Annotated in this window: 12 protein-coding genes; 9 read left to right on the top strand and 3 right to left on the bottom strand. The window is 66.7% G+C overall.

Going from position 1 to position 13775, the window contains the following annotated elements:
* Window positions 1–110: 110 nt before the first annotated feature.
* From aqpZ to RI032_RS14190, 3 genes are all read right to left on the bottom strand, one after another.
* Window positions 111–830 (bottom strand): aquaporin Z, encoded by a 720-nt coding sequence (gene aqpZ, locus RI032_RS14180; RefSeq protein WP_019338641.1) that lies wholly within the window; start codon window positions 828–830, stop codon window positions 111–113.
* A gap of 121 nt (window positions 831–951) precedes the next feature.
* Complete coding sequence (locus tag RI032_RS14185; RefSeq protein WP_029550874.1) at window positions 952–1815, bottom strand: pirin family protein; 864 nt, start codon at window positions 1813–1815, stop codon at window positions 952–954.
* 656 nt (window positions 1816–2471) lie between these two features.
* Window positions 2472–4535, bottom strand: coding sequence for a 3-hydroxyacyl-CoA dehydrogenase NAD-binding domain-containing protein (locus RI032_RS14190; RefSeq protein WP_228354697.1), 2064 nt, complete (start codon window positions 4533–4535; stop codon window positions 2472–2474).
* A gap of 235 nt (window positions 4536–4770) precedes the next feature.
* Here RI032_RS14190 and rpoE point away from each other — a divergent pair, with 235 nt between their 5' ends.
* The 9 genes from rpoE to recO all read left to right on the top strand — a co-directional run bounded on the left by rpoE (window position 4771) and on the right by recO (window position 13439).
* A complete protein-coding gene (gene rpoE / locus RI032_RS14195) occupies window positions 4771–5391 on the top strand; it encodes an RNA polymerase sigma factor RpoE (RefSeq protein WP_322547176.1) in 621 nt (206 codons plus the stop codon).
* Entirely contained in the window at window positions 5388–6269 is an 882-nt protein-coding gene (locus RI032_RS14200) for an RseA family anti-sigma factor (protein ID WP_241887995.1), read from the top strand. Before rpoE ends, RI032_RS14200 begins: the two co-directional genes overlap by 4 nt.
* A 74-nt stretch (window positions 6270–6343) precedes the next feature.
* Window positions 6344–7879 carry a DegQ family serine endoprotease gene (locus RI032_RS14205; RefSeq protein ID WP_010482818.1) on the top strand — a complete coding sequence of 512 codons (1536 nt, stop codon included), beginning with the start codon at window positions 6344–6346 and terminating at the stop codon, window positions 7877–7879.
* A 180-nt stretch (window positions 7880–8059) separates the two neighbouring features.
* Entirely contained in the window at window positions 8060–9853 is a 1794-nt protein-coding gene (lepA, locus tag RI032_RS14210; protein WP_010482819.1) for a translation elongation factor 4, read from the top strand.
* A gap of 54 nt (window positions 9854–9907) precedes the next feature.
* Entirely contained in the window at window positions 9908–10702 is a 795-nt protein-coding gene (lepB, locus tag RI032_RS14215) for a signal peptidase I (RefSeq protein WP_032129848.1), read from the top strand.
* Between the two features lie 52 nt (window positions 10703–10754).
* Window positions 10755–11138, top strand: a complete 384-nt coding sequence (locus RI032_RS14220; protein ID WP_010482821.1) for a DUF4845 domain-containing protein — start codon at window positions 10755–10757, stop codon at window positions 11136–11138.
* Complete coding sequence (gene rnc / locus RI032_RS14225) at window positions 11128–11808, top strand: ribonuclease III (RefSeq protein WP_010482822.1); 681 nt, start codon at window positions 11128–11130, stop codon at window positions 11806–11808. Before RI032_RS14220 ends, rnc begins: the two co-directional genes overlap by 11 nt.
* Window positions 11805–12701 carry a GTPase Era gene (era, locus tag RI032_RS14230; protein WP_057504187.1) on the top strand — a complete coding sequence of 299 codons (897 nt, stop codon included), beginning with the start codon at window positions 11805–11807 and terminating at the stop codon, window positions 12699–12701. Before rnc ends, era begins: the two co-directional genes overlap by 4 nt.
* A gap of 18 nt (window positions 12702–12719) precedes the next feature.
* A complete protein-coding gene (gene recO, locus RI032_RS14235) occupies window positions 12720–13439 on the top strand; it encodes a DNA repair protein RecO (RefSeq protein WP_049411152.1) in 720 nt (239 codons plus the stop codon).
* Window positions 13440–13775 lie beyond the last annotated feature (336 nt).

Genomic DNA, 13775 nt, shown 5'->3' on the forward strand with positions numbered 1-13775 from the left:
CATGTGCACGGACGGTCAACTCAACCTTAACGGAACGTGAGCAATCGCACAAATTGCGGTTACAAGCGTAACCATTGCGGCCGAAGGTCGGCCGCAATGGTCCGCAGGCCTCAGCGGTCGTTGCCGATCCACTTGTAAATGATGCCGCCGATCGCGCCGCCCAGCAGCGGAGCGACCCAGAACAGCCACAACTGGCTGACCGCGCCGCTGCCGGCGAAGAAGGCCACCGCCGTGGAGCGGGCTGGGTTCACCGAGGTGTTGGTGACCGGGATGCTGATCAGGTGGATCAGGGTCAGCGACAGGCCGATCGCCAGCGGCGCGAAGCCGGCAGGCGCCTTGCCATGGGTGGCGCCCATGATCACGATCAGGAACACCGCCGTCAGTACCACCTCGCACAGGAAGGCGGCCGCAACGCTGTAGCCGCCGGGCGACAGCGCGCCATAGCCGTTGCTGGCGAACGCACCGGCCTGGCTGCCATCAATGGCGAAGCCACTGGCGCCGGAGGCGATCTGCAGCAGGATGAAGCCGGCCAGCAGGCCGCCGGCGACCTGGGCGATGATGTACGGCACCAGGTCCTTGGTCGGGAAGCGGCCGCCAGCCCACAGCCCGACGCTGACTGCCGGGTTGAAGTGCGCGCCGGAGATGTGGCCGAACGCATAGGCGCCGGTCACCACGGTCAGGCCGAAGGCGAGCGCCACGCCGAGGAAACCGATACCCAGCGGATTGCCGTCACCACCGAACTTGGCGGCCAGCACCGCGCTGCCACAGCCACCCAGAACCAGCCAGAACGTGCCGAGGAACTCGGCGGACAAGCGTTTACCCATGCTCATGTGTTGCACTCCTTTGACGGTTGAAAGTGTGATTTATGTCACATTTCAGTGATCAGCGGGTGACTGTAGTGTCAACGCCGGGTGCAGGGATACACCTTCGGATGTGTGCAACACGCGATGTTCAGTACTGCGGCAGCGGGATGAACTCCTTGTCGTCGCCCGGGATGGTGCCGAAGCGACCGGCCTCCCAGTCGTGCTTGGCCTGCTCGATGCGCTCCTTCGAGCTGGACACGAAGTTCCACCACAGGTGACGCGGGCCATCCAGCGGCTCGCCACCGAACAGCATCGCCTTCACCGGCGTCTTCGCGCGCAGGCGACCTATCGCACCGGCTTCGGGGATCACCAGGTGCTGGGCGGGGATGTCCACGCCGTCCAATTGCGCATCGCCTTCGAGGATGTACAACGCGCGCTCGCGGTGGCCATTGTCGATATCGATCTCCGCATCCGGGTCGAGGTCGATCGCTACGTTGAGGGTGTCGGCGAACACCTTCACCGGCGATTCCTCGCCATAGGCGCGCCCGGCGATCACCCGCAGCCAGGCACCATTGCGGCGCTGCTCGGGGAGGGTGGCCGCGGCATGGTGGTAGAAGGCCGGTTCGATTTCCTCATGCGACTTCGGCAACGCCACCCAGGTCTGCATGCCATGGATCGGGTTGTCATGGTCGCGGTCCGGTTGTGGCGTGCGCTCGGAATGGGCGATGCCGCGGCCGGCGGTCATCCAGTTGACGTCACCGGGACGGATCACCTGGTCCGACCCCAGCGTGTCGCGGTGGCCGATCGCGCCCGACCACAGGTAGGTCACGGTGGCCAGGCCGATATGTGGATGCGGGCGCACGTCGATGGCGGTGCCGGGGTGCATGAGTGCCGGGCCCATCTGGTCGACGAACACGAACGAGCCGATGCTGCGCGCCTGCAGGGTGGGGACGGCGCGACGGACTTCGAGGCCGCCGATGTCGTGCACGCGCGGGGCGATGATGGTGGTCATGCGGGCGTTCTCGCTGGCAGGGATCAGGTGATCAGCATCGCATGCAGCTGTGACGGGCACATGCCCCGTATGGGTAACAGGTTGTTCCAGCCAACGGCGCAGCCCCTCGTGGCTGTGGGGGTGGTCGCTGAAGGCAGAAGCAAAAGCAGAAGCCGCGCTTGGCCGGGCGGGTGGGTGGCGCAGGGGACGCTGCAAGTACGTCCATGTAAGCTCGATCGCCGCATCCATGCGGCTCACGCCCCTGCGCCACCCACCCGCCCGGCCTCTGACAGTTTCCGTGTGCTGTCCAGCCACGGAGAAGAAAAAGAAAATCAAAATCAAACGCCGGTCGCTTCGCTCTTGGTGTCGACCAAGGTCGACACCCACCAGTTCGTAATGATCCGTGCCGACCAACGTCGACACCTACCAGTCATCGCAGTTCACTCACCGTCACCGAAATCTGCCAGGGGTGGGGCGGTGTGGGCAGGCAGGACCGTTGGCGCCATGGATGGCGCCATCGAGCCCCCAGGGATGGGTTTACGGCGTGTCCTGCCTGCCCACACCGCCCCGCCCAACAAACAGAAAAGCCAGAGCCGGCTGTTGCTCCGGCTCTGGCTCTGGCTTTTGCTTCGGCGGTTGCCTCTGCGGGTGCCGGGCCGCAGGCCCGGCCGGTAAACTCAAATCACCGGTTCGCGCAGGGCGGGGTTGTCCCAGCCCGGGCGCGGGGCGAAACGGTCGCCGTGGCGCTGCTGCAGCGCCTTCAACCGCTCGACGATCGCATCGGCTCCCACTGCGCGGATGTGCTGGATCGGACCGCCGCGGAACGGGGCGAAACCGGTACCGAAGATCACGCCCGCATCCAGCAGGTCCGCATCGGCCACCACGCCCTCGTGCAGGCACGCCACGGCCTCGTTCAACAGCGGCAGGATCAGGCGGTCCTCCAGATCGGCCGGGGCCTGGTAATCGCTGGCCACGTCCGGCTTCTTCGGCTTGCCGTTTTCCCAGGTGTAGATGCCCTGGCCGTCCTTCTTGCCACGCTTGTCCGGTTCCACCGTCTGCAGTGCGGCCGGAATCTGCAGGCCCAGGAACGGCGCCAGTTCGCGGCCGACGCCTGCGGCCACGTCCAGGCCCACGGTGTCGATCAGTTCGATCGGGCCCATCGGCATGCCGAATTTCACTGCGGCCTTGTCGATCACCGGGCCCGGAATGCCCTCGGCATACGCGGTGGCGGCTTCCAGCATGTACGGGAACAGCACGCGGTTGACCAGGAAGCCCGGGCTGCCGGCTACCGGCACGGGGAATTTGCCCAGCGCCTTGCAGAACGCGGCCAGGCGGCGCTCGGTCTCCGGCGCCATGCCGTCGTGATGGATGATCTCCACCAGCGGCATCTGCGCAACCGGGTTGAAATAGTGCAGGCCAGCGAACTGCGCCGGGCGCTGGATGTGGTCGCGCAGTTCCACCAGCGGAATCGACGAAGTATTGGTGGTCAGCAGCGCGTCCTGCTTCATCTTCGGTTCGAGCGTCTGGTACAGCGCACGCTTGGCTTCCGGGTTCTCGATGATTGCTTCGATCACCAGGTCGGCCTCGGCCACGCCGTTGCCTTCCAGATCAGCACGCAGGCGCGCGGCCACGGCGGGGCGCTTGCTCTCGTCGCGCACCTTCTTGGCGAACAGCGCCTGTGCGCGTTCCATTGCCGGGTCGATGAAGCGCTGCTCGCGGTCCTGCAGAGTCACCTCGAAGCCCTTGTAGGCGGCCCACGCGGCGATATCGCCGCCCATCACGCCGGCGCCGACCACGTGCACGTGGCGGATGCCGGAGTCACCGCCGCCCAGGCCCTTCAGGCGCTCGGTCAGGAAGAAGATGCGGATCAGGTTGCGCGCGGTCGGCGTGCTGGCCAGCTTCACCACGGCGCGGCGTTCGGCATCCAGGCGCGCCAGGATCGGCTTGCCGCCGCTGCGCTGCCAGGTGCTGATCAGCGCGTAGGGCGCCGGGTACTGGTCCTTCTTGGCTTTGCGTGCGACCTGCTTGACCATCTGCGGTGCCAGCAAAGTGCGTGCCAGCCAGGTGTTGGTGGCCCAGGCCGTCGCGCGCTGCTTGAACGGGCGGGTGGTGCCGGACAGCGCCAGCGCCACGGCGGTGTCGAGCACCACCGCCGGCGCCACCACCTTGTCGACCAGGCCGATGCCACGCGCGGCCGAGGCCGACAAGGTGCGGCCGGTCAGCATCATGTCCATCGCTGCCGGCGCACCGACCAGCTGCGGCAGGCGCGCGCTGCCGCCCCAGCCGGGGAAGATGCCCAGCTGGGTTTCCGGCAGGCCGATGCGCGTGCTGCTGTCATTGGAGGCCACGCGGTAGCGGCAGGCCAGTGCCAGTTCGGTGCCGCCGCCCAGGCAGTGGCCGTGGATGGCCGCCACGGTCGGGCAGGGCAGCTCGGCCAGCTTCTGGTAAGTGGCCTGGCCGCGGCGGATGGCGTCGTTGACGGTGCCGCGGCGGTCGAACTCCTGGAACTCCTTCAGGTCCGCACCGGCAATGAAGCCGGCCTTCTTCAGCGACTGGATCACCACGCCCTTGGGCGGGTCCAGCGCAATGCGCTCGAGCAGGTCGCCCAGTTCCAGCAGCACGTCCTGCGACATGGCGTTGACGCTGCTGTCCTGACGATCCAGGGAGAGAACCACCACGCCGTCGTCGCGGATCTCGGGGTGCCAGTGGCTGAAGCGGAGACCATCGAAGCCTGAGAGCATGGACGTTCCATCCGGTTGTGTATGGAGAAGCGGCTATGATCCAGAGGTTGTTTCCCCCGCGTCAAATCCCAATAGCAGGGGAGTGGCGACCCCGGATCCATGGCCGTGGACCGGAACGCTAACGGAACGGTGGTTAAAAGCTGGTGCGGCGCCAGGTGATCGGCGACTGAACTTTTCCCGGGATTGGCAGTCTCATTGCCCGACGTCGGTTGGGCTGACAGGAGTGCGGCCCCTCATGGCCGATGTTGATACACCTCAGGAGCTGGATCTGGAACTGGTCCGGCGCGTGCAGCACGGCGAGAGCGCCGCGTTCGATGTCCTGGTGCGCAAGTACCAGCATCGCGTGGTGGCCCTTGTCGGTCGCTACATCGCCGACTGGAGCGAATGTCAGGACGTTGCCCAGGACACTTTCATCCGTGCCTACCGCGCGATCGGAAGTTTCCGTGGCGATGCCCAGTTCTCAACCTGGTTGCATCGAATCGCCGTGAATACCGCCAAAAACTACCTGGCTTCACACAATCGCCGACCGCCGACCGATGACATCGACATCGGGGATGCCGAACAGTTCGACAGCGGGACGCGCCTGCGCGACACCGACACGCCCGAACGCGAGTTGATGCGCCAGGAACTGGAACAGACGGTAATGAAGACCGTCAACGCGCTGCCGGAAGAGCTCCGGTTGGCGATCACCCTGCGCGAGGTGGAAGGCCTGAGTTACGAGGATATCGCGCAGAAAATGGGGTGCCCGATCGGCACCGTGCGCTCACGGATCTTCCGGGCGCGCGAGGCGATCGACACCGAACTCCGGCCGCTGTTGGACATCGGCAGCGCCACCCGTGAGAAGAGCCGCGTATGACCAGTAATCCGTTCAACGAATCGCAGAACCACCAATCGCCCGCCGGGCAGCGCCTGGACCAGCGCCATCGCGAGCAGCTGTCGGCCCTGGTCGATGGCGAGCTGGGCGCCGATGAAGCGCGCTTCCTGCTGCGCCGGATGGAGCACGACCCCGAGCTGGCCGGCTGCCAGGAACGCTGGCAGCTGCTGGGCGACGTGATGCGCGGACAGGCCTCGGCGCTGGCGCCGGCCGGCTTCAGCGCGGCCGTGGCCGCCGCCATCGCCGCCGAACCGGCGCCGCAGGCCGAGCCGCGTCGTCAGGTACGCCGTAGTGGTTGGCGGGCCTGGGGCGGTGGCGCCGCACTGGCCGCATCGGTGGCGGCGGTGGCCCTGTTCATGGGCGGTGAGAAGCTGAAGGAGGCCACCCCGGGCGAGCCGTCGGCACCGCAGGTGATCGCCAGCCAGGCCGAACTCGCGCCGGCACCGACGACGCCGGCTCCGGTGACCGAAGCCTCGGTGGATAACGCCGCAATGGCCGTGGCCGGTGTACCGGCAGTGGCCATGGCCGCTGCCAGCCGGCGCCAGGACACCCGTCGCGCCAGCGCTACCCGCAGCCAGCAGGCCGCGCGTGCCGCCCAGCGTGAGGACATGCCGCAACGCGCTGTGGCCGCCGCACAGGCGCCGTTGACCCCGACCGTGCCGGCCAATGCCAGCCGCAACATGCCGTTCGGTGAGGTCGGTGGCCTGCAGGCGCGACCGTGGCCGCGCTCCAGCCTGGCGCCCGCTGCCGGCGGCGCGCTCAATGCGAGCTTCCCGGCCCATGCGGGGGGCGCGGCGTTCTACCCGTTCGAGCCGCGCCTGCAGGACGACCTGCCGGTGCCGCCGCGCCCGCGCGACTGAGCCGGGCGCTTTCATGCCCCGCCGTCGGCGGGGCCCGTATTCCTCTTTCCATCCGATCCGGAGGTTGCCGTCCGATGACTCCCCGACTCCGCACGCAGGCCATGGGCCTGCTGGCCCTGACCCTGCCGTTGATGGCCTGCGCGCAGGCCCCGGCTCCGGCCGCCCAGACCCAGGCCGCGCCGGCCGCCGCGCCGCGGGCGCCGGCCCAGCCGCTGGTCACGGGCCTGCCTGACTTCACCAATCTGGTCGAACAGGTCGGGCCTGGCGTGGTCAACGTCGACACCACCATCGTCCGCAACAACCGCCAGGCCTCACGGGGCCCGATGGGCGGCGACGATGACATGCCGGAGTTCTTCCGCCGCTTCTTCGGCCCGGATTTCCCGATGCCGGGGCAGGGCCCGGGCGGCCCGGACGGTGGCCCGAGCATCAAGGGCCGCGGCATGGGCTCGGGCTTCATCATCTCGCCCGATGGTTATGTACTGACCAACTACCACGTGGTGGCCGATGCCAGCGAGGTGAAGGTCAAGCTGGGTGACCGCCGTGAGTTCACCGCGAAAGTGGTGGGCAGCGACCAGCAGTACGATGTCGCACTGCTGAAGATCGACGGCAAGAACCTGCCGACCGTGCGCGTTGGCGACTCCAACTCCCTCAAGCCGGGTCAGTGGGTGGTCGCGATCGGCTCGCCGTTCGGCCTCGATCACTCGGTCACTGCCGGCGTGGTCAGCGCACTCGGCCGCAGCACCGGCGGTCCGGACCAGCGTTACGTGCCCTTCATCCAGACCGACGTGGCGATCAACCAGGGCAACTCCGGTGGCCCGCTGCTGAACACCCGTGGCGAAGTGGTCGGCATCAATTCGCAGATATTCTCCGCGTCGGGCGGCTACATGGGCATCAGCTTCGCGATCCCGATCGACCTGGCGATGAGTGCGGTCGAGCAGATCAAGAAGACCGGCAAGGTCACCCGCGGCCAGCTCGGCGCGGTGGTGCAGGAAATCGACGGCCTGAAGGCGCAGGCGATGGGCCTGCCGGACAGCCGCGGCGCCCTGGTCAACCAGATCGTGCCGGATTCGGCTGCAGCCCGGGCCGGGGTGAAGATCGGCGATGTGATCCGCTCAGTGAACGGCGCGCCGGTCAACAGCTGGTCCGACCTGCCGCCGCTGATCGGCGCGATGGCACCGGGCAGCCGGGTCACCCTGGGCGTGATCCGCGATGGCAAGCCGCGTGACCTCAGCGCCACCCTGACCGCCCTGACCGAAGACGGGCAGGCCAGTTCGCGTGGCCCGGCCACCGGCGACAGCGATGCGGCGCCGCAGGCCGGCGCCAATGCCCTGCTGGGGCTGGACGTCAGTGACCTGACCGCGCCGCAGCGCAAGCAGCTCGGCCTGGAATCGGGCGAAGGCGTGCGCATCACCGGGGTCAAGGGCCAGGGCGCGCGTGATGCGGGCCTGTCTCCGGGCATGGTGATCCTGCAGGTGGCCAGCACCCAGGTCGGCAGCGTGGACGCGCTGAACCGTGCGCTGTCCAGCTACAAGAAGGGCGACGTGGTGATGCTGCTGGTACGCACCGGCAGCGGCAACAGCGCGTTCGTAGCGGTCAAGGCCGGCCAGTAAGGCCTGCCGGGGCCGCTTCGGCGGCCCCTGCTTTTCCTCCGAAGCCCCGCCCCGGCGGGGCTTCGGCCGTTCCGGACCCGGTCCGATGAGGCCGTTTTCGCGGGCGGGCGCCGGGCATGCGATAATCGACCGTTACCCTGACGACGCCGCGCGCCGCCGCCACCTATGTCTTCTGATTCGATGCGGAACATCCGCAACTTCTCCATCATCGCCCATGTCGACCACGGCAAGTCCACGCTGGCCGACCGCATCATCCAGCTCTGTGGCGGCCTGCAGGCCCGCGAGATGGAAGCGCAGGTGCTCGACTCCAACCCGATCGAGCGCGAGCGTGGCATCACGATCAAGGCGCAGTCGGTGTCGCTGCCGTACCTGGCCAAGGACGGGCAGACCTACCATCTGAACTTCATCGACACCCCCGGCCACGTCGACTTCTCCTATGAAGTCAGCCGCTCGCTGGCCGCCTGCGAAGGCGCGCTGCTGGTGGTCGATGCGGCCCAGGGCGTGGAAGCGCAGTCGGTGGCCAACTGCTACACCGCCGTGGAGCAGGGCCTGGAAGTGGTGCCGGTGATCAACAAGATCGACCTGCCCACCGCCGACATCGAGCGCGCCAAGGCCGAGATCGAGGCCGTGATCGGCATTGACGCCTCCGACGCCGTGCCGGTCAGTGCCAAGACCGGCCTGAACGTGCAGGACGTGCTGGAAGCGATCGTGCACCGCATTCCGCCGCCGAAGCCGCGCGACACCGAGAAGCTGCAGGCGCTGATCATCGACTCCTGGTTCGACAACTACCTGGGCGTGGTCTCGCTTGTGCGCGTGATGCAGGGCGAGATCAAGGCCGGTGACAAGCTGCAGGTGATGTCTACCGGCCGCAACCACCAGGTCGACAACGTCGGCGTGTTCACCCCGAAGCGCAAGGTGCTGCCGGCGCTGCGTGCAGGTGAAGTGGGCTGGGTCACCGCCAGCATCAAGGACGTGCACGGTGCGCCGGTCGGCGACACCCTGACCCTGGCCGGCGATCCGGCACCGAAGCCGCTGCCGGGCTTCCAGGAAATGCAGCCGCGCGTGTTCGCCGGCCTGTTCCCGGTCGATGCCGAGGACTATCCCGACCTGCGCGAAGCGCTGGACAAGCTGCGCCTGAACGATGCCGCGCTGCGCTTCGAGCCGGAAAGCTCCGAGGCGATGGGCTTCGGCTTCCGCTGCGGTTTCCTCGGCATGCTGCACATGGAAATCGTGCAGGAGCGCCTGGAGCGCGAATACAACCTGGACCTGATCAGCACCGCGCCGACGGTGGTGTATGAAGTCCTGAAGACCGATGGCTCGATCATCAACATGGACAACCCGGCCAAGCTGCCGCCGGTGAACCAGGTCGAGGAGATCCGCGAGCCGATCATCCGTGCCAACGTGCTCACCCCCGAGGAGTACATCGGCAACATCATCAAGCTGTGCGAAGAAAAGCGCGGCAGCCAGATCGGCATCAACTACCTGGGCAGCCAGGTGCAGATCAGCTACGAGCTGCCGATGGCCGAAGTGGTGCTGGACTTCTTCGACAAGCTGAAGTCGGTCAGCCGTGGCTATGCCTCGCTGGACTACCACTTCGTGCGCTTCGACGCCGGCCCGTTCGTGCGCGTGGATGTGCTGATCAACGGTGACAAGGTCGATGCGCTGTCGCTGATCGTGCACCGCAGCCATGCCGACCGCCGCGGCCGCGAGCTGTGCGAGAAGATGAAGGACCTGATCCCGCGCCAGATGTTCGACGTGGCCATCCAGGCCGCCGTCGGCTCGCAGATCATCGCCCGTACCACGGTCAAGGCCATGCGCAAGAACGTGCTGGCCAAGTGCTATGGTGGCGACGTTTCGCGCAAGAAGAAGCTTCTGGAAAAGCAGAAGGAAGGCAAGAAGCGCATGAAGCAGGTCGGCCGCGTGGAGATCCCGCAGGAAGCGTTCCTGGCCGTGCTGCAGATGGACAACAAGTAAGCCCGCACCGGCCCTGCGGGGCCGGTCGTCCGGTGACGTTGCAAAGGACCCTGAATGAAACTGTTTGAGATCCTCCTGGTCGTGCTGACCCTGGCCTCGGGCCTGATCCTGCTCGCGGACAAGCTGTACCTTGCCAAGCGGCGCGCCCAGCGCGCCGGCCTGCTCGATTCCGAGCCGGTGCTGGTGGACTACTCGCGTGCGTTCTTCCCGGTGCTGGCGATCGTGCTGATCGTGCGCAGTTTCATCGCCGAGCCGTACAAGATCCCGTCCAGCTCGATGATGCCGAACCTGCTGATCGGCGATTTCATCCTGGTCAACAAGTTCTCCTACGGCCTGCGCCTGCCGATCAGCAACACCAAGTTCGTGCCGGTTGGCGAGCCCTCGCGTGGCGACGTGGTGGTGTTCCACTTCCCCGGCCATGGCGAGAACGATCCGGCCAAGGGCGAGAATTTCATCAAGCGCGTGATCGGCGTGCCGGGTGACACCGTGGTCTTCGAAGGCGACGGCGTGATCCTCAACGGCGAGCCGCTGAAGTACGACAACAAGGGCATCTACGCCGGCCACAAGGGCCAGGGCGAGGGCGCCAACCTGCTGGTCGAGCACCTGCCGGGCCGCACCCACACGGTGCTGGAGACCGACTATCCGCGTGGCCAGGGCCAGTGGACCGTGCCGGCCGGCAAGTACCTGGTGATGGGCGACAACCGTGACAACAGTGACGATGGCCGTTTCTGGGGCCTGCTGCCGGAAGAGAACCTGCGCGGCAAGGCCTTCCTGATCTGGCTGAACTGCCAGGGCTGGTTCTGCAAGGATGGCTTCGAGCCGTCGCGGATCGGCTCGAGCATCAACTGACCGGGCATCAACCGGGTATTTTCACATCCAACGCGTATCTGGGGAGAACGCAATGAAGACGATGAACACGCAGCGTGGCATGACCCTGACCTCGTTCCTGACGGTCCTGATCGTGGTTGGCTTCTTCCTCTACATCGGCATGAAGCTGTTCCCGATGTACCAGGAGTACTACGCGGTGCGCTCGGCGATGAAAAGCCTGGCCAACGAGCCGGGCGTGGGCAGCATGGAGCCGGCGCGCATCCAGGACCTGTTCTTCAAGCGCCTGTACATCAACTACTCGGACAATGTGAAGCCGGCCAACGTGAAGTTCGACCGTCGCGACAATGGCTGGACCCTCAAGGTCAACTACGAAGTGCGCCGTCAGCTGATCGGCAACCTCGATGTGGTTGGCAAATTCGATTCTTCCCAGGACCTGACACGAAGCGGTGCCCAGTAAATTCATCCAACGTGGCGACCTGATTGGTCATGCCTTCAGCGACCCGGCCCTGCTCAAGCAGGCGCTGACGCATCGCAGTGCCGGTGCGCCGCACAACGAGCGCCTGGAGTTCCTCGGCGACAGCATCGTCAACATGATGGCGGCCGAGGCGTTGTACCGACGTTGGCCCAAGGCTGACGAAGGGGCGATGACCCGTGCCCGTGCCGAGCTGGTGCGTGAAGGCGCGCTGGCGGTGATCGGGCGCACCCTGGAACTGGGCGAGCGGCTGACCCTGGGCCCGGGCGAAATGAAGTCCGGCGGTCATCGCCGCGACTCGATCCTAGCCGACGCGGTGGAAGCCGTGGTGGCCGCGATCTACCTGGACGCCGGCTTCGAGGCCTGCCGGGCGGTGGTACTGCCCTGGTTCAGTGCTTCGATCGAGGCACTGCCGGCCTCCGGCCGGCCCGAGAAGGACCCCAAGACCCGCCTGCAGGAATGGCTGCAGGCCCGACAGAAGGCGTTGCCGCAGTATGAACTGGTGTCAGAATCCGGTGACGACCACGCCAAGCACTTCCGGGTACGCTGCAACGTAGCCGACCCGGCTGCCAGCATCGAGGGCGAAGGCGCCTCGCGGCGGCTTGCCGAACAACAGGCGGCTGCAGCCGTCCTAGAACAACTGGATTCCAAGTGAGCGAACAAACTTCCCATCATTGCGGCAGCGTGGCCGTCATCGGCCGCCCGAACGTGGGCAAATCGACCCTGACCAATGCCCTGGTCGGCGCCAAGGTCAGCATCGTTTCCAACCGCCCGCAGACCACGCGCCATCGCCTGCTGGGCATCGCCACTTATCCGGAAGGCCAGTTGGTGCTGGTCGACACCCCCGGCCTGCACAAGGTGCAGAAGCGGGCGATGAACCGGGTGATGAACCGTGCCGCGCGCGGCTCGCTGGAAGGCGTCGATGCCGGCCTGCTGGTGATCGAAGCCGGTCGCTGGGACGAAGAAGACAGCCTGGCCTTCAATGTGCTGCGCGACGCCGGTATCCCGGTGGTGCTGGTGGTCAACAAGATCGACCGTCTGAAGGACAAGGGCGCGCTGCTGCCGTTCCTGCAGGAAGTCACGGCCGGCCGCGATTTCTCGTCCGTGCACCCGATCTCGGCGCAGAAGCGCAACGGCCTGGACGCACTGGTACGCGACGTACTGGCGCTGTTGCCGGAAGCGCCGCCGATGTTCGGCGAAGACGAGATCACCGACCGCAGCCAGCGATTCCTGGCCGGCGAGCTGGTGCGTGAGCAGCTGATGCGCCAGCTCGGCGAGGAACTGCCGTACGCGACCACCGTGGAAATCGAGCGCTTCACTGAAGATGGCAACCTGCTGCGCATTGGTGCGGTGATCTGGGTCGAGCGCGAGGGCCAGAAGGCGATCGTGATCGGCAAGGGCGGCACCCGGCTGAAGGAGATTGGTGCCAAGTCCCGCCTGCAGATGGAGCGTCTGTTCGGGGCCAAGGTGTTCCTGGAGACCTGGGTGCGCGTGCGTGAAGGCTGGTCCGACGACGAGGCCGCACTGAAGGCCTTCGGTTACGAGTAAGCCGTTGCGGTCGCTTCGATGATGATCGAGGACGACACTGGCTTCGTGCTGCACGCACGGGCCTACCGCGAGACCAGTCTGCTGGTCGAAGTGTTGAGTGCGCAGCATGGCCGGATCGGCCTGCTCGCGCGTGGCGTATCCACCGCCAAGGGACAGGTGCTGCGCGCTGCTCTGCAGCCGCTGCAGTGGATCCGCTTCAGTGCCCAGCAGCGGGGCGAACTGGCCCAGTTGCGGGGTGCCGAGGCGCTGGATGCCGCGCCACGCCTGGTCGGCCAGGCGATGCTGGCCGGCTTCTACCTGAGTGAACTGACCCTGCGCCTGGCCCCGCGCCAGGACCCGCTGCCTGAGTTGTACCTGGCCTACGGCGAGGCGCGTGCGCGGCTGGCCGTGGGCGCCGGCCTGGCCTGGACCCTGCGTCGCTTCGAACGCGAGCTGCTGTCCGCGCTGGGCCTGGGTTTCGATCTGGACAGCGCGAGCGACGGCCAGCCGATCGACCCGGCCGCGCGCTACGAACTGGATCCGCAGGAAGGCGCGCAGCGCCTGCTGAGCGAGCGCGGTGGGGAACGCCGGGCGGCGGCGACTGGCTCGGCGCTGCTGGCGTTGGCGGCCGACGAAGAGCCCCATGCCGCCGACCTGGCCAGCCTGCGTCTGCCGATGCGGCGGGTGCTGGCCCATCACCTGGGCGCCCGCGGCCTGAAGTCCTGGGAAATGCTCGAGCAGCTCGTGCCCCGCAGGTAGGGGATGTTCGGCAGGGCTTGCAGCCCTGCACCTGCCGAATCAACGTCAACGTCAAAAGCAAAAGCTGGTTATCCGTGGGTCGGCGGGGTGGATCCGGTTGCGGGAGACGCCGTAAACCCGTCCTTGGGGGCTTGGCCGCGGCATCCATGCCGCGGACACTCCCGCAACCGGACCCACCCCGCCTTCGACAGATTCTTGCGAGCTGTTGGACATGCCGACGGGGTCAGATCCGTTTTCCGAAGGAAAACGGATCTGACCCCAGTTTGAATTTCGATATCTGACAGATGTGTCGACCAAGGTCGACACCTACCAACAGCCGAGTGAACCTGTCGAAGG

The organism is Stenotrophomonas geniculata (assembly GCF_034508895.1).
In the GTDB taxonomy this organism is placed as follows: Bacteria; Pseudomonadota; Gammaproteobacteria; order Xanthomonadales; family Xanthomonadaceae; genus Stenotrophomonas; species Stenotrophomonas geniculata.